The organism is Streptococcus sp. 4886 (genome assembly GCF_013276485.1).
GTDB lineage: Bacteria > Bacillota > Bacilli > Lactobacillales > Streptococcaceae > Streptococcus.
On sequence record NZ_VMLD01000018.1, the window covers coordinates 57,903 to 77,310 of the forward strand.

Here is a 19,408-nt window from a genome sequence, read left to right on the forward strand (position 1 = left end):
ATTTTTAAGGAATTTCTGACTTTTTATGATAAAATAAGTAAAAGTATTGCAAGTATGAGGTCCAGTATGAAACTAAAAACAAACATTCGCCACTTACATGGCAGTATCCGCGTTCCAGGTGATAAGTCTATCAGCCACCGTTCCATTATCTTTGGAAGTTTGGCTGAGGGTGAGACCAAGGTTTATGATATTCTGCGAGGTGAAGACGTTCTTTCGACCGTGCAGGTTTTTCGTGACCTTGGTGTTGATATTGAGGATAAAGATGGGGTTATTACCATTCAAGGTGTCGGTATGGACGGCCTAAAAGCTCCGCAAAATGCTCTTGATATGGGAAATTCTGGAACCTCGATTCGTCTGATTTCAGGTGTTCTTGCTTGTGCAGACTTTGAAGTAGAAATGTTCGGAGACGACAGTCTATCCAAACGTCCTATGGACCGTGTGACGATTCCACTGAAAAAAATGGGTGTTAACATTTCTGGGCAAGCTGAGCGAGACCTGCCTCCCCTTCACTTAAAAGGGACGAAAAACCTAAGACCTATTCAGTATGAGTTGCCAATTGCCTCTGCCCAAGTTAAGTCAGCCTTGATGTTTGCAGCTTTACAAGCTAAGGGGGAGTCAGTTATTATCGAAAAAGAATGCACCCGTAATCATACTGAAGATATGTTGCAACAATTTGGTGGTCATTTAAGTGTGGACGGCAAGAAAATCACAGTCCAAGGGCCACAAAAATTGACAGGACAAAAGGTGGTTGTTCCAGGAGATATTTCCAGTGCAGCCTTTTGGTTGGTCGCAGGTTTGATTGTTCCAAACTCTCGTCTAGTGCTGCAGAATGTGGGGATCAACGAAACGCGCACCGGTATTATTGATGTCATTCGCGCCATGGGTGGAAAATTGGAAATAACTGAAATCAATCCAGTCGCTAAATCTGCTACTTTGACTGTTGAGTCTTCTGATTTAAAAGGAACAGAGATTGGTGGCGCTTTGATTCCACGTTTGATTGATGAATTGCCTATTATTTCCCTACTTGCGACCCAAGCCCAAGGTGTTACAGTTATCAAGGATGCTGAGGAGCTCAAGGTCAAGGAAACAGACCGCATTCAGGTTGTGGCAGACGCCTTAAATAGCATGGGAGCAGATATTACTCCTACAGCAGATGGAATGATTATCAAAGGAAAATCAGCCCTTCACGGTGCTAGAGTCAATACGTTTGGAGACCATCGTATCGGAATGATGACAGCCATTGCAGCCCTTTTGGTTGCAGATGGAGAGGTGGAGCTTGACCGTGCAGAAGCCATCAATACCAGTTATCCTAGCTTCTTTGATGATTTGGAGAGCTTGATTCATGGCTAAGGTATTACTAGGATTTATGGGGGCTGGCAAATCGACTATTGCAAGAGGCTTGGATCCTAATTACCTTGATATGGATGCCCTGATTGAGAAGCGCCTAGGTATGTCCATTGCGAATTTTTTTGCTGAAAAGGGAGAATCAGCCTTTCGTCGGATAGAATCAGAAGTTCTAGCTGAGTTACTACAAACAGATCAAGTTGTGTCAACTGGTGGGGGAGTGGTTATTTCTCAGCGAAATCGTGACTTACTCAAGACTAATACAGATAACATCTACCTGAAAGCCGATTTTGAAACCCTCTACCATCGTATCGCAGCTGATAAGGACAATCAGCGCCCGCTTTTTCTAAATAATAGTAAGGAAGAACTAGCAACAATTTTCCAAGAAAGACAGGCTTGGTATGAGGAAGTGGCTAGTCGGGTTTTGGATGTGACCAAGTTAAGCCCAGAGGAAATTATAGAGGAACTGAGATGAAAATTGCTTATCTAGGTCCCAAGGGATCATTTTCACACCACGTTGTGCAGACAGCTTTTCCTCATGAGGAATTGCAGGCCTTTGCCAATATTACAGATGTCATCAAGGCTTATGAGCAAGGATTAGTGGACTATTCTGTGGTGCCAGTTGAAAATTCTATTGAGGGTAGTGTTCATGAAACCTTGGACTACCTTTTTCATCAGGCTCGCATTCAAGCAGTTGCAGAAATCGTTCAGCCTATTCATCAGCAGTTGATGGTGGTTCCAGGCCATACTAAGATTGAAAAGATTTTTTCACATCCACAGGCCTTGGCTCAAGGAAAGAAATTCATCGATGAACAGTATCCAGAGGCTCAAATAGAGGTGACTGCTAGTACAGCTTATGCGGCCCGCTTTATTTCCGAACATCCAGATCAGCCCTTTGCAGCAATTGCACCTAGAAGTTCTGCTGAAGAATATGGCTTAGAACTGATTGCCGAGGATATTCAGGAAATGGAAGCCAATTTCACACGCTTCTGGGTTCTGGGAGCTGAAAAGCCTAGTATTCCCTTGCAAGCACAAACTGAGAAAATGAGTTTGGCCCTGACCTTACCTGACAACCTTCCAGGTGCACTCTACAAGGCTCTTTCGACCTTTGCTTGGCGAGGAATTGACCTGACAAAAATTGAAAGTCGTCCACTCAAGACAGCGCTAGGCGAATACTTTTTCATTATCGATGTGGACTATACTGATAAGGACTTGGTTCACTTTGCCCAAAAAGAACTAGAAGCCATCGGAATCCAGTATAAAGTTCTGGGTGCCTATCCTATTTATCCAATATCAGACCATGGAAAGGAGAGAAGATGAGTAAAGAAAATCCTCTCAGTCATCATGAAAAATTACGTTATGATTATTTGCTAAAAAATATTCACTATCTCAATGAGAGAGAAAAAAATGAGTTTGCCTATTTGCAAGAAAAGCTAACTATTGCTAGGGTAAATAGTAGTTCCAGCTTGGAACAAGAAAGAGAAGAGCAGGTTGACTTACCAAGCTATGCGAACCGGAGTCGCTCACAATACAAATCACAAGCACTCTCTGCTCCTCCCAAAAAGAAAAGACGGAAGCTCCGTCTTAAACGCATTTTTATGGTGATTTTTTCACTTTTGGTCTGTGTGGCTTTGGCCATGGTATTCATGTTTTTACGTGGTTACCAAGATGCTAGTGCAAAGAAAACTGCTGATGCCAAGGCAGCACAGGTTCAAGTCTTTAATGGTCAAGATACCAGAGATGGTGTTAATATTTTGATTATGGGGACGGATGGTCGAATCGGCCAAAATAGTGCTGAGACGCGGACTGATTCTATTATGGTATTAAATGTCGGAGGTTCAGATAAGAAAATTAAGCTAGTCAGTTTCATGCGTGACAATTTGGTTTATATAGACGGTTACAGCCAAGTCATTAACGGTAGAAAACAGACGGATAACAAGTTAAACGTAGCCTATGAACTAGGGGAACAAGAAGGACAAAAAGGGGCAGAAATGGTTCGTCAAGTCTTGAAAGATAATTTTGACTTGGACATTAAGTACTATGCCTTGGTCGATTTTCAGGCCTTTGCCACAGCGATTGACACCCTTTTCCCTGATGGGGTGACAATTGATGCCCAATTTTCAACATTAAATGGGCGTCCACTAACAGAAGCTACAGTCGGAGATGATTTACACGCTACTGAGACTGAGTCTCCAACCCAAACCATCAAAGTCGGAAAACAGCAGATGAACGGCTCGACCCTGCTCAATTATGCACGCTTTCGTGATGATGATGAGGCGGATTACGGCCGTACAAAAAGACAGCAGCAAGTTTTAACAGCAATTTTAGAGCAAATTAAAGATCCTACTAAACTTTTCACTGGTTCTGAAGCTCTTGGAAAGGTTTTTGCTATGACCTCAACCAATGCACCCTATACTTTCCTCCTAACAAACGGTTTATCTGTTTTGGATGGAGCAAAAAATGGTATTGAAAAATTGACGATTCCAGAACTGGGTGACTGGGTAGATGCCTACGATGTTTATGGAGGCTTAGGCTTGCTGGTCGATCAAAACAAGTATCAGAATAAATTAGCTCAGATGGGCTTGAGATAAGATAATACTCAATGAAAATCAAAGTTTGATAGCTATTTGGATAGCAATCAGGCTTTGATTTTTTACAGTCTGCAATAGATTTTCACCCCCTATTTGTGGTATAATGAAACGATACGATAGAAAGAATAATGAATAATATGACTGATTTAAAAGCAATTCAGGCTCGTAGTCTGGAGATGGCTGAATACTTTGTGGCCTTTTGCAAGGAGCATGATTTACTTTGTTATCTCTGTGGAGGGGGTGCTATTGGTGCCCTTCGAAACAAGGGTTTCATTCCTTGGGATGACGACCTAGACTTTTTTATGCCTCGTAAAGATTATGAGAAATTAGCAGAATTATGGCCTCGTTATGCAGATGAACGTTATTTCTTGTCAAAGAGTCACAAGGATTTTGTTGACCGCAATCTTTTTATTACCATTCGTGACAAGGAAACCACCTGTATCAAGCCTTATCAGCAGGATTTAGAATTGCCACATGGTTTGGCCTTGGACGTTTTGCCTTTGGATTATTATCCGAAAAATCCAGCTGAGCGGAAGAAACAGGTTCGCTGGGCCTTGATTTATTCTCTTTTTTGTGCGCAAACTGTCCCAGAAAAGCATGGTACACTTATGAAATGGGGAAGCCGTATTTTACTGGGTGTGACTCCAAAATCTCTCCGTTATCGCATTTGGAAAAAAGCTGAGAAAGAAATGACCAAGTATGATTTGTCTGAGAGTGATGGCGTTACAGAATTATGCTCAGGTCCTGGCTATATGAGAAACAAGTACCCAATCGCATCTTTTGAAGACAATCTTTTCTTGCCATTTGGAGGAACAGAGATGCCTATTCCAATCGGCTATGATGCCTATCTCAGCACTGCTTTTGGGGATTATATGACGCCTCCGCCAGCAGACAAGCAGATGCCGCATCATGATGCTGTCATCGCTGATATGGATAAGTCTTATACAGAATACAAGGGAGAATATGGTGGCTAAGAAAAAAATCTTATTTTTTATGTGGTCTTTTTCTCTCGGAGGCGGTGCAGAAAAGATTCTGTCTACCATTGTTTCAAATCTGGATCCAGAAAAGTATGATATTGATATTCTTGAAATGGAGCACTTTGACAAGGGATACGAATCTGTTCCCAAGCATGTAGGCATTTTAAAATCTCTTCAAGATTATCGCCAAGCTAGATGGTTACGAGCTTTTTTGTGGAGAATGAGAATTTATTTTCCAAGACTGACTCGTCGTTTGCTTGTAGAAGATGATTATGATGTTGAAGTTTCCTTTACCATTATGAATCCACCACTGTTGTTCTCTAAAAGAAAAGAAGTCAAGAAAATCTCTTGGATTCATGGAAGTATCGAAGAATTTCTTAAGGATAGCTCCAAAAGAGAATCACATAGACGCCAGTTGGATGCTGCGAATACCATTGTAGGAATTTCAAAAAAGACCAGCAATTCTATCAAGGAAGTCTATCCAGATTATGCTTCTAAATTACAGACAGTCTACAATGGATATGATTTTAAGACTATTTTAGAAAAATCTCAAGAGAAGATCGATATCGAGATTGCTCCTCAAAGTATCTGTACCATCGGACGGATTGAGGAAAATAAGGGTTCTGACCGTGTGGTGGAAGTGATACGGTTATTGCACCAAGAGGGGAAAAACTATCATCTCTATTTTATCGGGGCTGGTGATATGGAAGAGGAACTGAAAAAACGAGTTAAAGAGTATGAGCTTGAAGACTATGTGCATTTCCTTGGTTATCAAAAAAATCCATACCAGTATTTGTCTCAGATGAAGATCCTCTTGTCTATGTCTAAACAAGAAGGTTTTCCTGGGGTGTATGTGGAGGCCTTGAGCCTTGGAATCCCTTTTGTCTCTACGGATGTTGGAGGTGCTGAGGAACTATCCCAAGAAGGAAGATTTGGACAAATCATTGAGAGCAATCAAGAGGCAGCTCAGGCAATTACGAACTATATGACTTCTGCCTCAAACTTTGATGTCGATGAGGCTAGTCAATTCATTCAACAATTTACAATTGCCAAACAAATCGAACAAGTAGAAAAACTATTAGAGGAGTAGCATGGAAACTGCATTAATTAGTGTCATTGTGCCAGTCTATAATGTGGCGCAGTACCTAGAAAAATCGATAGCTTCCATTCAGAAGCAGACCTATCAAAATCTGGAAATCATTCTTGTTGATGATGGTGCAACAGATGAAAGTGGTCGCTTGTGTGATTCAATCGCTGAACAAGATGATAGGGTGTCAGTGCTTCATAAAAAGAATGAAGGATTGTCACAAGCACGAAATGATGGAATGAAGCAGGCTCATGGGGATTATCTGATTTTTATTGATTCAGATGATTATATCCATCCAGAAATGATTCAGAGCTTATATGAGCAAATAATGCAAGAAGATGCCGATGTTTCGAGCTGTGGTGTCATGAATGTCTATGCTAATGATGAAAGCCCACAGTCAGCCAATCAGGATGACTATTTTGTCTGTGATTCCCAAACATTTCTGAGGGAATACCTCATAGGTGAAAAAATACCTGGGACTATTTGCAATAAGCTAATCAAGAGACAGATTGCAACTGCCCTATCCTTTCCAAAGGGATTGATTTACGAAGATGCCTATTACCATTTTGATTTAATCAAGTTGGCCAAGAAGTATGTGGTTAATACTAAACCCTATTATTACTATTTCCATAGAGGGGATAGTATTACAACCAAACCCTATGCAGAGAAGGATTTAGCCTATATTGATATCTACCAAAAGTTTTATAATGAAGTTGTGAAAAACTATCCTGACTTGAAAGAGGTCGCTTTTTTCAGATTGGCCTATGCCCACTTCTTTATTCTGGATAAGATGTTGCTAGATGATCAGTATAAACAGTTTGAAGCCTATTCCCAGATTCATCGTTTTTTAAAAGGCAGTGCCTTTGATATTTCTAGGAATTCAATTTTCCGTAAGGGGAGAAGAATTAGTGCTTTAGCCCTATTCATAAATATTTCCTTATACCGATTCTTATTACTGAAAAATATTGAAAAATCTAAAAAATTACATTAGAACGGGGGTGAACAAGTGATTGATGGAAAACGATTATTATTTAGTTTGACCATAGTCAGCTATGCCTTGACGCTAGTAAGTGGAATTGTGTATCTGTTTAATAATAACAATGTTAGCTTGCTTTCTACTTTATTGTTCTTACTGGTTAGTAGCTTAATTGCTTGTTGGAATGATATCAAGTATTACTTAATCCATTTTATTTTCTTTTTAACTATTTTTATCTTTCTAGTATCAAGACCGACCATTGATTATTTTAGGGATGGTGCTTTAGATACCTATCATCCAATAGCCTATCGTTTTGCCTTTATAGTCGTCATGGTTTCGATTCTGGGCTTGACAACAGGAGGCGTCCTGGCTCGTTATTTTATAGCTAGGAAGAAAATAAAAGTACCCAAGATAGGAAATTCTCTAAAAGAGGTCTATATCAAGCGGTTGCGCTTTGTATCGCTAGGAGTTTTTCTTCTAACCTATCCTTTCTATTTCATTCGGTTATTTGAACGACTCCTGTATCGCTTGCAGACTTCCTACTATGCCTACTATGCAAATTTTGAAAGTAAACTGCCTTATTTTACCTACATTTTGTCTACCTTTACAGTCTATGCAATGTGTATGTATCTGGCAACCAAGCCAAAGAAATTGCAGGCAACAGCAGTGCTTGTCTCCTTTATTGCAGCTAATATCATTCATTTGGCAATCGGGACACGAAATCCCTTTATTTTAAGTATTCTATTTGCTTTTGTTTATTACTTTATGCGGGAGCAAACAGAAAAGGGAAAATGGATTGGGTTTAAAGAAAAGTTAGCGATTTTTGTAGGTTCTCCTATTCTCATGTTAGCGATGGGAGTGCTCAATTATGTACGGGATAATGTTCAAGTTTCCCATACAGGTTTCTGGGATATCCTGCTTGACTTTATCTATAAACAAGGGACTAGTTTTGGAGTTCTGGCTCGAGGTTTTCTATTTAACAGTAGCCTACCTTACAGAGATTTCCGTAATTTTACTTTTGGTCCTGTCCTTGATTATTTTGCAAGGGGAAGTTTGGGGGCCATTTTCGGAGGAAAAGCCTTTGAACATACAACCAATAGTGTGGAGCTAGCTATTGATAGTAATAGTTATGCCCACAATTTGTCCTATCTTGTTTTGAACAAGGAATATTTAAAAGGACATGGTATCGGAAGTAGCTATATTATGGAGTTGTATACCGACTATGGTATGATAGGAGTCTTTCTACTTAGTCTCTTGCTCGGTATGCTATTCATAGCCATGCTGCAAGTAGCCTATCGTTCAAGAACAATCCTATTTGCTTTGTCCCTACTCATCTTGAATAATCTATTCTTTATGCCAAGAAGTAGCTTTTCAGAAAGTTTCTTCAATCTATTTACAATGCAATTCTGGGGAATTGTTCTTGTGATTATATTTGTAGCAAAAATGCTTACAAAAGAAAACCAGTATCTACTAAACAAAGGAGAAAAAAATCATGTTTGAACATTATTCAGTAGCTGATTTATTTGCAAATCTTTACAAAAAACGAAAAGCAAATATTTTAGCTCTTATCGCTTTATTTGCTCTCATTGCTGTACCATTTACAATTAAAGCAGTTAGGAATAAAAACACTGTCAAAGACACAACAAGTTATTCAACTTATCTTAGCTATAAAATCACTCCTCCAGAAGATTCAGCTAAAACGATTTTGAATCATCAAATTGGTGGTTATAGTGATTTTTATGGGAAATTGATTGATGGTAATTTGAATGGAGCTTATCTTTTCAATGATGTAGAGCCCAGTGAGTTGAAAAAAATTGCCAGTGAATTAGATACGACAGAAACAACCTTGAAAAATTCTACGAATGATTATTGGTGGAAAAAACTGACTGTCTACTATATGATTGACGATGCAGGGGTTGGTGTGAAAATTTTGACACCAAGTAAAGATACTAATGACTTGTTGGAGCGAAAAATTGATGGATTGATTGAGAAATTTAAACACACTTTTGCAAATGTAAAAATTGAAAAATTGGAAACCATCAACTCTAAAGAATTGAATGCAAATGGTGAGACAGCGCTTGGATTAAATGTGAAAAATCTGATTCTCCGTTTAGCTGTTATTGGAGTAGTCTGTGTGATTTTGGTTGTGATGGGAAATGTATTGGTTTATCTCTTTAACCCAACAATCAATAGAGCAGGTGATTTTTCTCAGTATCAAATTGATTTTGTAACAGAGATTACAACAATTGCTAACCTAGCAGATGTCTTGTCATACAAAAATGCTGGACAGGAATTGACCATCGTTAGCTCAAATAAAGCTATCCTAGATAAATTGAAACAGAGTCAAGAGGCTTTAAAAGGAATGCATTTTGTCGATTTACAAGATGTGCCATCGCTTTTAGAAAGAGATACAGTCCTTCTTGTTGAAGAATACGGAGTAACTCGTTATAAGAAATTTGAGCAAAGTCTTCAAATTCTTCGAAACTTAAATCGTTCTATCCTCGGTGTAGCAACCTTTAAATTATAAGTATTCTGATGTATCATGTCTTCAAAGTTGGCTAAGAGCCGATTTTGAAGGCTTTTTCTATTTGTCTGCAGAAATTTTCTTTTATACTCAATGAAAATCAAAAAGCAAACTAGGAAGCTAGTCGTAGGTTGCTCAAAGCACCGCTTTGAGGTTGTAGATAAAGCTGACGTGGTTTTAATTTGATTTTCGAAGAGTATTAGAGCCTTCTACAGAAGTTATCCTATGGAAAATCTATCCCGACAGAGAAGCCTTCTTTTGATAAAATCGTAAAAATCTAGTATAATAGATAGAACTGAAAGTATGAGGTTACTAGCAATGAAAATGAAACAAATTAGTGATACAACTTTGAAAATCACGATGTCTTTAGAGGATTTGATGGATCGTGGCATGGAGATTGCTGACTTTCTCGTTCCTCAAGAAAAAACAGAAGAGTTCTTTTATGCTATCTTGGATGAGTTAGAGATGCCTGATAGCTTTCTGGATACAGGCATGTTGAGTTTCCGTGTGACTCCAAAACCTGATAAGGTCGATGTCTTTGTAACCAAATCAAAGATTGATCAAAATCTAGATTTTGAAGACTTATCGGATTTACCAGATATGGAAGAATTAGCCCAAATGTCGCCAGATGAATTTATCAAAACCTTGGAAAAAAGCATCGCGGATAAAACTAAGGATGATATCGAAGCGATTCAATCTCTTGAGCAAGTCGAAGCCAAGGAAGAAGAGCAGGAACAGGCTGAACAAGAAGTTGAAAGTAAGAAAGAGCCTTACATCTACTACATCCTTTCTTTTGCAAAATTAGCTGACTTGGTGGCTTTTGCCAAGACAGTGACTTTTGAGATGGAAACTTCTGAACTCTACAAGATGAATGAGCGCTATTATTTGACCATTTTAGTGGATATTGAAAATCATCCAAGTCCATATCCAGCTTGGCTGTTGGCTCGTATGCGCGAGTTTGCAGACGATAGTGACATCAGTCGCTCAGTCTTACAAGAGTATGGTCAAGTCTTGATGAATCACGATGCAGTGCTTAATTTGCAAAAGATTGGTTCATAATTTTTAAAATCAATTTTCATCTATCAAGAAAGACGAATCATGGGATTCGTTTTTTCTTTTTATACTGAAATAGTGATTTACTATAATAGGAATTTTCACAAAATTCTGTTATAATGGCTATATTAGAAAATTTCGAGGAGACAAACATGACAGTTAAAATTGCTTTACTAGGATTTGGTACCGTTGCAAGTGGTGTGCCTTTCCTCCTAAAGGAAAATGGAGAAAAAATCAATCAATTAGCACATTCAGAGATCGAAGTTGCTAAGGTATTGGTCAAGGATGAAGATGAAAAGAATCGCTTGCTTGCAGCAGGGAATGACTTTAACTTTGTAACCAATGTGGATGATATTTTATCAGACCAAGATATTACTATCGTAGTAGAATTGATGGGGCGTATCGAACCTGCTAAAACCTTTATCACTCGTGCCTTGGAAGCTGGAAAGCATGTTGTTACTGCTAACAAGGACCTTTTGGCTGTCCATGGTGCAGAATTGTTAGAAATCGCTAAAGAGCATAATGTAGCACTTTACTACGAAGCAGCAGTAGCTGGTGGTATTCCAATTCTTCGTACCTTGGCAAATTCCTTGGCTTCTGATAAAATCACGCGCGTGCTTGGAGTAGTCAACGGAACTTCTAACTTTATGATGACCAAGATGGTGGAAGAAGGATGGTCTTACGACGATGCTCTTGCAGAAGCACAAAGACTTGGATTTGCAGAAAGTGACCCTACAAATGACGTAGATGGGATTGATGCAGCCTACAAGATGGTGATTTTGAGCCAATTTGCCTTTGGCATGAAGGTTGCCTTTGACGATGTGGCTCACAAGGGAATTCGTAACATCACACCAGAAGATGTAGCTGTAGCCCAAGACCTTGGTTATGTAGTGAAATTGGTTGGTTCTATCGAGGAAACTCCTTCAGGTATTGCTGCAGAAGTAACTCCAACCTTCCTACCTAAAGCGCATCCACTTGCCAGTGTGAATGGAGTAATGAATGCTGTCTTTGTAGAATCTATCGGTATTGGTGAGTCTATGTACTACGGACCAGGTGCTGGTCAAAAACCAACTGCAACAAGTGTTGTGGCGGATATTGTCCGTATCGTTCGTCGCTTAAATGACGGTACCATTGGCAAAGATTTCAACGAATACAGCCGTGACTTGGTCTTGGCAAATCCTGAGGATGTTAAGGCAAACTACTACTTCTCAATCTTGGCTCCAGACTCAAAAGGTCAGGTCTTGAAATTGGCTGAAATCTTCAACGCTCAAGATATTTCCTTCAAGCAAATCCTCCAAGATGGAAAAGATGGTGACAAGGCGCGTGTTGTCATCATTACACACAAGATTAATAAAGCCCAGCTTGAAAATGTCTCAGCTGAATTGAAGAAGGTTTCAGAATTCGACCTCTTGAATACCTTCAAGGTGCTAGGAGAATAAAATGAAGATTATTGTACCTGCAACCAGTGCCAATATCGGGCCAGGATTTGACTCGGTCGGTGTAGCTGTAACCAAGTATCTTCAAATTGAGGTCTGTGAAGAACGAGATGAGTGGCTGATTGAACACCAGATTGGCAAATGGATTCCACATGACGAGCGTAATCTCTTGCTCAAAATTGCTTTGCAAATTGTGCCAGATTTACCACCTAGACGCTTGAAAATGACCAGTGATGTTCCCTTGGCGCGTGGTTTGGGTTCTTCCAGCTCAGTTATTGTGGCTGGGATTGAACTAGCCAACCAATTGGGGAAACTCGACTTGTCTGATCATGAAAAATTGCAGTTAGCGACCAAGATTGAAGGACACCCTGATAATGTGGCTCCAGCCATTTATGGTAATCTCGTTATTGCAAGTTCTGTTGAAGGGCAAGTCTCTGCTATCGTAGCAGACTTTCCAGAGTGTGATTTTCTAGCTTACATTCCAAACTATGAATTACGTACTCGCGACAGCCGTAGTGTCTTGCCTAAAAAATTGTCTTATAAGGAAGCTGTTGCTGCAAGTTCTATCGCCAATGTAGCGGTTGCTGCCTTGTTGGCAGGAGACATGGTGACCGCTGGGCAAGCAATCGAGGGAGACCTCTTCCATGAGCGCTATCGTCAGGACTTGGTAAGAGAATTTGCGATGATTAAGCAAGTGACCAAAGAAAATGGGGCCTATGCAACCTACCTTTCTGGTGCTGGGCCGACAGTTATGGTTCTGGCTTCTCATGACAAGATGCCAAGGATTAAGGCAGAATTGGAAAAGCAACCTTTCAAAGGAAAACTGCATGACTTGAGAGTTGATACCCAAGGTGTCCGTGTAGAAGCAAAATAAAGAATAGAAGATAGGATGGGGAAACTCTTGACCAGAGGGTTTCATATCCTTTTTGTGAAAAGAAGTTTATACTCAATGAAAATCAAAGAGCAAACTAGGAAGCTAGCCGCAGGCTGCTCAAAACAGTGTTTTGAGGTTGTGGATAGAACTGAAGAAGTCAGCTCAAGACACTGTTTTGAGGTTGTGGATAGAACTGACGAAGTTAGCTCAAAATACTGTTTTGAGGTTGCAGATGTGAGCTGACGTGGTTTGAAGAGATTTTCGAAGAGTATTAGTTAAAAACGTGATAAAGGAGAAATAAAGATGGCAGAAATTTATCTAGCAGGTGGTTGTTTTTGGGGCCTAGAGGAATATTTTTCACGCATTTCTGGAGTGCTAGAAACCAGTGTTGGCTACGCTAATGGTCAAGTCGAAACGACCAATTACCAGTTGATCAAGGAAACAGACCATGCAGAAACGGTCCAAGTGATTTACGATGAGAAGGAAGTGTCACTCAGAGAGATTTTACTTTATTATTTCCGAGTTATCGATCCTCTATCTATCAATCAACAAGGGAATGACCGTGGTCGCCAATATCGAACTGGGATTTATTATCAGGATGAAGCAGATTTGCCAGCTATCTACACAGTGGTACAGGAGCAGGAACGCATGCTGGATCGAAAGATTGCAGTAGAAGTGGAGCAATTACGCCACTACATTCTGGCTGAAGACTACCACCAAGATTATCTCAGGAAGAATCCTTCAGGTTACTGTCATATCGATGTGACCGATGCTGATAAGCCATTGATTGATGCAGCAAACTATGAAAAGCCTAGCCAAGAAGTGTTAAAGGCCAGTCTATCTGAAGAGTCTTATCGTGTCACACAAGAAGCTGCTACAGAGGCTCCATTTACCAATGCCTATGACCAAACCTTTGAAGAGGGGATTTATGTAGATATTACGACGGGTGAGCCACTCTTTTTTGCCAAGGATAAGTTTGCTTCAGGTTGTGGTTGGCCAAGTTTTAGCCGTCCGATTTCCAAAGAGTTGATTCATTATTACAAGGATCTGAGCCATGGAATGGAGCGAATTGAAGTTCGTTCTCGTTCAGGCAGCGCTCACTTGGGTCATGTTTTCACAGATGGACCGCGGGAGTTAGGCGGCCTCCGTTACTGTATCAATTCTGCTTCTTTACGCTTTGTGGCCAAGGATGAGATGGAAAAAGCAGGATATGGCTATCTATTGCCTTACTTAAACAAATAAAACAGAGAGTGGGGCTTCCCACTTTCTTCATTTCTAGAATATGAATAGAAGGGATTTATGAAACACCTATTATCTTACTTCAAACCCTACATCAAGGAATCAATTTTAGCCCCCTTGTTCAAGCTGTTAGAAGCTGTTTTTGAGCTCTTGGTTCCCATGGTGATTGCTGGGATTGTTGACCAATCTTTACCTCAGGGAGATCAAGGTCATCTCTGGATGCAGATTGGCCTGCTCCTTATCTTTGCAGTAATTGGCGTTTTAGTGGCCTTGATAGCTCAATTTTACTCAGCAAAGGCAGCAGTAGGCTTTGCTAAGGAATTGACAAACGATCTTTATCGTCATATTCTTTCCTTGTCCAAGGACAGCAGAGACCGTCTGACAACTTCTAGTTTGGTCACTCGCTTGACTTCGGATACCTACCAGATTCAGACTGGTATCAATCAATTCCTGCGTCTCTTTTTGCGAGCGCCCATTATCGTTTTTGGTGCCATTTTTATGGCTTATCGAATCTCAGCTGAGTTGACTTTCTGGTTCTTAGTCATGGTTGCCATTTTGACCATTGTCATTGTAGGGTTATCTCGATTGGTCAATCCTCTCTACAGTAGTCTCAGAAAGAAAACGGACCAACTGGTTCAGGAAACGCGCCAGCAATTGCAAGGGATGCGGGTTATTCGTGCTTTTGGTCAAGAAAAACGAGAGTTACAGATTTTTCAAACCCTTAACCAAGTTTATGCTAGATTACAAGAAAAGACAGGTTTCTGGTCTAGTTTATTAACACCTCTGACCTATCTGATTGTCAATGGAACTCTTCTCGTTATTATCTGGCAAGGCTATATTTCAATTCAAGGAGGAGTGCTCAGTCAAGGTGCTCTCATTGCTCTTATCAATTACCTCTTACAGATTTTGGTGGAATTGGTCAAGCTAGCCATGCTGATCAATTCCCTCAACCAGTCCTACATCTCAGCTAAGCGAATCGAGGAAGTTTTTGCTGAGGCTCCAGAAGATATTCATTCAGAATTAGAACAAAAGCAAGCTAGCAGTGATCAGGTTTTACAAGTTCAAGAACTGACCTTTACCTATCCTGATGCGGCCCAGCCTTCTCTGAGAGACATTTCCTTTAATATGAAGCAAGGGCAAATCCTTGGTATCATCGGAGGAACTGGTTCTGGTAAATCAAGCTTGGTGCAAGTCTTACTTGGACTTTATCCAGCAGACAAGGGGAGTATAGACCTTTATCGAAATGGACGTAGTCCTCTTAATTTGGAGCAGTGGCGGTCTTGGATTGCCTATGTGCCCCAAAAAGTCGAACTCTTTAAGGGAACCATTCGTTCTAACTTGACTCTAGGTTTACATCAAGAAGTATCTGACCAGGAACTCTGGCAGGCCTTGGAGATTGCGCAAGCTAAGGATTTTGTTAGTGAAAAGGAAGGGCTCTTGGATGCCACTGTTGAGGCAGGAGGTCGAAATTTCTCAGGTGGACAAAAACAAAGGCTGTCTATTGCTCGCGCAGTCTTGCGCCAAGCTCCATTTCTCATCCTAGATGATGCGACCTCGGCCCTCGACACCATTACCGAGTCTAAGCTCTTGAAAGCTATCCGAGAAAATTTGCTAAATACGAGCTTAATCTTGATCTCTCAACGAACCTCGACTTTACAGATGGCTGACCAGATTCTCCTCTTAGAAAAAGGAGAGCTCCTAGCTATCGGCAAGCACGAGGACTTGATGAAATCTAGTCAAGTTTATCGCGAAATCAATGCATCCCAACATGGAAAGGAGGACTAGCATGAGACGACAAACTGCAAACCAGACGCTCACACGCTTGGCAAAAGATTTAGCAAGCAATCCCTTCCTCCTTTTCCTAGCCTTTCTAGGAACTATTACCCAGGTTGGCTTATCAATCTACCTACCTATCTTGATTGGGCAGGTCATCGACCAAGTCCTAGTGGCTGGTTCTTCACCAGTTTTTTGGCAGATTTTTCTCCAGATGATCTTGGTAGTTATAGGAAATACTCTGGTACAATGGGCCAATCCTCTTCTTTATAATCGCCTAATCTTCTCTTATACCAGAGACTTGCGAGAGCGAATCATCTATAAGCTCCATCGTTTACCGATTGCTTTTGTGGAGCGGCAAGGAAGTGGAGAGATGGTCAGTCGGGTAACCACGGACATCGAACAGTTAGCAGCTGGCTTGACCATGATTTTTAACCAATTTTTCATTGGTGTCTTGATGATTTTGGTTAGCATTCTAGCCATGCTGCAAATTCACCTCCTCATGACTCTCTTAGTCTTGCTGTTGACGCCACTTTCCATGGTGGTTTCACGCTTTATTGCCAAACGCTCCTATCATCTCTTCCAGAAGCAAACAGAGACAAGGGGAATTCAGACTCAGTTGATTGAAGAATCGCTTAGCCAGCAGACTATTATTCAATCTTTTAATGCTCAGGTAGAGTTTATCAAAAGACTGTGTGAGGCTAATGACAACTACGCAGGCTATTCGCAGTCGGCCATCTTTTATTCTTCAACGGTCAATCCTTCGACTCGCTTTGTCAATGCGCTCATTTATGCGATTCTAGCTGGAGTAGGAGCTTATCGTATCATGATGGGGTCAACCTTGACCATTGGGCGTTTAGTGACTTTTTTGAACTATGTCCAACAGTATACCAAGCCCTTTAACGATATTTCTTCAGTGCTAGCTGAGTTGCAAAGTGCTCTGGCTTGCGCAGAGCGCGTCTATGCTGTCTTAGAAAGTCCTGAGGTTGCTGAAACAGGCAAGGAAGTCTTGACCAGTGACCAAGTTAAGGGAGCTATTTCCTTTAAACATGTCTCTTTTGGTTACCATCCTGAAAAGATTTTGATTAAGGATTTATCTATTGATATTCCAGCTGGTAGCAAGGTAGCCATCGTTGGTCCGACAGGTGCAGGAAAATCAACCCTTATCAATCTTCTTATGCGTTTCTATCCTATTAACTCAGGAGATATCTTGCTGGATGGGCAATCCATTTATGATTATACCCTAGTATCATTGAGACAGCAGTTTGGCATGGTGCTCCAAGAAACCTGGCTCAAGCAAGGAACCATTCATGACAATATTGCTTTTGGAAATCCTGAAGCCAGTCGGGAGCAGGTGATTGCTGCTGCCAAAGCAGCCAATGCAGATTTTTTCATCCAACAGTTGCCACAGGGATACGATACCAAGTTAGAAAATGCAGGAGAATCTCTCTCTGTCGGTCAGACCCAGCTCTTGACTATAGCGCGAGTCTTTTTGGCTATTCCAAAGATTCTTATCTTAGACGAGGCAACTTCCTCCATCGATACACGGACAGAAGTGCTAGTACAGGATGCCTTTGCAAAACTCATGAAGGGGCGCACAAGCTTTATCATCGCCCACCGTTTGTCAACCATTCAGGATGCGGATTTGATTCTTGTCTTGGTAGATGGCGACATCGTGGAGCATGGCAATCATCAGGATCTCATGGCTAGAAAGGGTAAGTATTACCAAATGCAGCAAGCAGCAGCTTTTAGCTCTGAATAAGCCATTCTCTTTTGAAAGTTTATGGACGAAAAAAGTTGCCTTCGGGTGACTTTTTTGTTACAATAGCTAGAAAAATTGTTCACTGTAATACTTAATGAAAATCAAAGAGCAAACTAGGAAGCTAGCCGCAGGTTACTAAAAGCACTGCTTTAAGGTTGTAGATAAGACTGACGAAGTCAGCTCAAAACACTGTTTTGAGGTTGCAGATAGAACTGACGAAGTCAGTAACCACACCTACGGCAAAGTGAATCTGAAGTAGTTTGAAGAGAGTATAACTTGTCTTTTAGAAAAGGAGCCTATAATGAAAGTCTTTCAGAATGTAAATATCGTGACTTGTGATCAAGATTTCCATGTTTATCTTGATGGAATCTTAGCAGTCAAGGATTCTCAAATCGTCTATGTCGGTCAAGATAAGCCAGCGTTTTTAGAGCAAGCTGAGCAGATTATAGACTATCAGGGAGCTTGGATTATGCCTGGGTTGGTCAATTGCCACACCCATTCTGCTATGACAGGTTTGAGAGGAATTCGGGATGATAGCAATCTCCATGAATGGCTCAATGACTATATCTGGCCAGCAGAAGCTGAGTTTACTCCCGACATGACTACTAAGGCGGTCAAAGAAGCTCTGACAGAGATGCTCCAGTCAGGAACAACAACCTTTAATGATATGTATAATCCCAATGGTGTGAATATTGAGCAGATTTATCAGGCAGTGAAAGATTCCAAGATGCGTTGTTATTTTTCTCCGACTCTTTTTTCTTCAGAGACAGAAACAACTGCTGAGACTATAAGCAGAACTCGATCCATCATAGACGAAATCTTAAAATATAAAAATCCAAATTTCAAGGTTATGGTAGCACCTCATTCTCCCTATAGCTGCAGTAGAGACTTGCTGGAAGCGAGTTTGGAAATGGCAAAAGAGCTTGCTATTCCAATCCATATCCATGTGGCGGAGACCAAGGAAGAATCAGGCATTATCCTGAAACGATACGGCAAACGCCCCCTCGCCTTTCTAGAAGAACTGGGTTACTTAGATCATCCGTCTGTCTTTGCTCATGGGGTCGAATTAAACGAGCGAGAAATTGAACGCTTGGCAACTTCTCAAGTGGCTATTGCTCACAATCCTATCAGTAATCTCAAACTGGCATCAGGAATTGCTCCAATTATCCAGCTCCAAAAAGCAGGAGTAGCAGTCGGAATTGCGACTGACTCGGTCGCTTCCAATAACAATCTTGATATGTTTGAGGAGGGACGGACTGCAGCCCTTCTTCAGAAGATGAAAAGTGGAGATGCCAGCCAATTTCCTATCGAAACAGCTCTCAAGGCACTGACAATCGAAGGGGCTAAGGTTCTAGGAATGGAAAATCAGATAGGAAGTCTAGAAGTCGGCAAGCAGGCAGATTTTCTCGTTATTCAACCACAAGGCAAAATCCATCTCCAACCTCAAGAAAATATGCTCTCTCACCTAGTTTATGCTGTCAAATCCAGTGATGTTGATGATGTCTATATTGCTGGAGAACAGGTTGTTAAGCAAGGTCAAGTTCTGACAGTAGAACTTTAGAAGAAAAATCACGAAAAATTTTAAAAAAAGTTTGTAAAAATCTTGCATTCTTTTTTTGACTATGCTATACTTATATACGGTTTGAAAAAACTGCCTAAGACAGTAGGGGAGCTCGACTCATAAATATCCTACCGAGGACAAAACGTATCATGTAAAAAGAAGCGTATTGTACTTTCGTGTCTAGGTTTGGGCGCGTTTTTCTTTTGGAAAA

The 19,408-nt window shown here is 40.7% G+C and carries 17 protein-coding genes and 1 other annotated feature; all 17 genes read left to right on the forward strand.

Annotated elements, in window-relative coordinates; translation table 11 throughout:
- Positions 1 to 66 precede the first annotated feature (66 nt).
- The 17 genes from aroA to HT679_RS08660 all read left to right on the forward strand — a co-directional run bounded on the left by aroA (position 67) and on the right by HT679_RS08660 (position 19,197).
- On the forward strand, positions 67 to 1,350 hold the full coding sequence (gene aroA / locus HT679_RS08580; RefSeq protein WP_173214118.1) for a 3-phosphoshikimate 1-carboxyvinyltransferase: 1,284 nt from the start codon (positions 67 to 69) through the stop codon (positions 1,348 to 1,350).
- Positions 1,343 to 1,819: a shikimate kinase gene (locus HT679_RS08585; protein ID WP_173214120.1), complete on the forward strand. Its 477-nt coding sequence runs from the start codon at positions 1,343 to 1,345 to the stop codon at positions 1,817 to 1,819. The genes aroA and HT679_RS08585 overlap by 8 nt, the downstream gene beginning before the upstream one ends.
- Entirely contained in the window at positions 1,816 to 2,664 is an 849-nt protein-coding gene (gene pheA / locus HT679_RS08590; protein WP_173214122.1) for a prephenate dehydratase, read from the forward strand. The genes HT679_RS08585 and pheA overlap by 4 nt, the downstream gene beginning before the upstream one ends.
- Positions 2,661 to 3,935: a polyisoprenyl-teichoic acid--peptidoglycan teichoic acid transferase Psr gene (gene psr / locus HT679_RS08595; RefSeq protein WP_164226467.1), complete on the forward strand. Its 1,275-nt coding sequence runs from the start codon at positions 2,661 to 2,663 to the stop codon at positions 3,933 to 3,935. The genes pheA and psr overlap by 4 nt, the downstream gene beginning before the upstream one ends.
- A 128-nt stretch (positions 3,936 to 4,063) precedes the next feature.
- Positions 4,064 to 4,909 carry a phosphorylcholine transferase LicD gene (locus HT679_RS08600; RefSeq protein WP_164226466.1) on the forward strand — a complete coding sequence of 282 codons (846 nt, stop codon included), beginning with the start codon at positions 4,064 to 4,066 and terminating at the stop codon, positions 4,907 to 4,909.
- Positions 4,899 to 6,002, forward strand: coding sequence for a glycosyltransferase (locus tag HT679_RS08605; RefSeq protein ID WP_173214124.1), 1,104 nt, complete (start codon positions 4,899 to 4,901; stop codon positions 6,000 to 6,002). The genes HT679_RS08600 and HT679_RS08605 overlap by 11 nt, the downstream gene beginning before the upstream one ends.
- Position 6,003: 1 nt before the next feature.
- Positions 6,004 to 6,990, forward strand: a complete 987-nt coding sequence (locus tag HT679_RS08610) for a glycosyltransferase family 2 protein (protein ID WP_164226464.1) — start codon at positions 6,004 to 6,006, stop codon at positions 6,988 to 6,990.
- Between the two features lie 15 nt (positions 6,991 to 7,005).
- On the forward strand, positions 7,006 to 8,475 hold the full coding sequence (locus HT679_RS08615; RefSeq protein ID WP_173214126.1) for an O-antigen polysaccharide polymerase Wzy family protein: 1,470 nt from the start codon (positions 7,006 to 7,008) through the stop codon (positions 8,473 to 8,475).
- A complete protein-coding gene (locus HT679_RS08620; RefSeq protein ID WP_173214129.1) occupies positions 8,468 to 9,502 on the forward strand; it encodes a prephenate dehydratase in 1,035 nt (344 codons plus the stop codon). Before HT679_RS08615 ends, HT679_RS08620 begins: the two co-directional genes overlap by 8 nt.
- A gap of 315 nt (positions 9,503 to 9,817) precedes the next feature.
- On the forward strand, positions 9,818 to 10,558 hold the full coding sequence (gene mecA / locus HT679_RS08625) for an adaptor protein MecA (protein ID WP_173214131.1): 741 nt from the start codon (positions 9,818 to 9,820) through the stop codon (positions 10,556 to 10,558).
- Positions 10,559 to 10,704: 146 nt separating this feature from the next.
- The gene (locus tag HT679_RS08630) at positions 10,705 to 11,991 is read left to right on the forward strand and encodes a homoserine dehydrogenase (protein WP_173214133.1); all 1,287 of its coding nucleotides are present in this window, start codon (positions 10,705 to 10,707) and stop codon (positions 11,989 to 11,991) included.
- A gap of 1 nt (position 11,992) precedes the next feature.
- On the forward strand, positions 11,993 to 12,862 hold the full coding sequence (gene thrB / locus HT679_RS08635; RefSeq protein WP_173214135.1) for a homoserine kinase: 870 nt from the start codon (positions 11,993 to 11,995) through the stop codon (positions 12,860 to 12,862).
- Positions 12,863 to 12,937: 75 nt separating this feature from the next.
- A complete protein-coding gene (locus HT679_RS11445; RefSeq protein WP_007285050.1) occupies positions 12,938 to 13,105 on the forward strand; it encodes a hypothetical protein in 168 nt (55 codons plus the stop codon).
- Positions 13,106 to 13,165: 60 nt separating this feature from the next.
- A complete protein-coding gene (gene msrB / locus HT679_RS08645) occupies positions 13,166 to 14,104 on the forward strand; it encodes a peptide-methionine (R)-S-oxide reductase MsrB (RefSeq protein ID WP_023932754.1) in 939 nt (312 codons plus the stop codon).
- A gap of 57 nt (positions 14,105 to 14,161) precedes the next feature.
- Positions 14,162 to 15,886, forward strand: coding sequence for an ABC transporter ATP-binding protein (locus tag HT679_RS08650; RefSeq protein ID WP_000681711.1), 1,725 nt, complete (start codon positions 14,162 to 14,164; stop codon positions 15,884 to 15,886).
- Position 15,887: 1 nt separating this feature from the next.
- Positions 15,888 to 17,636, forward strand: a complete 1,749-nt coding sequence (locus HT679_RS08655; protein WP_001254298.1) for an ABC transporter ATP-binding protein — start codon at positions 15,888 to 15,890, stop codon at positions 17,634 to 17,636.
- Positions 17,637 to 17,937: 301 nt separating this feature from the next.
- Entirely contained in the window at positions 17,938 to 19,197 is a 1,260-nt protein-coding gene (locus tag HT679_RS08660) for a TRZ/ATZ family protein (protein WP_050261725.1), read from the forward strand.
- A 75-nt stretch (positions 19,198 to 19,272) separates the two neighbouring features.
- Positions 19,273 to 19,408, forward strand: a sequence feature (ribosomal protein L10 leader region).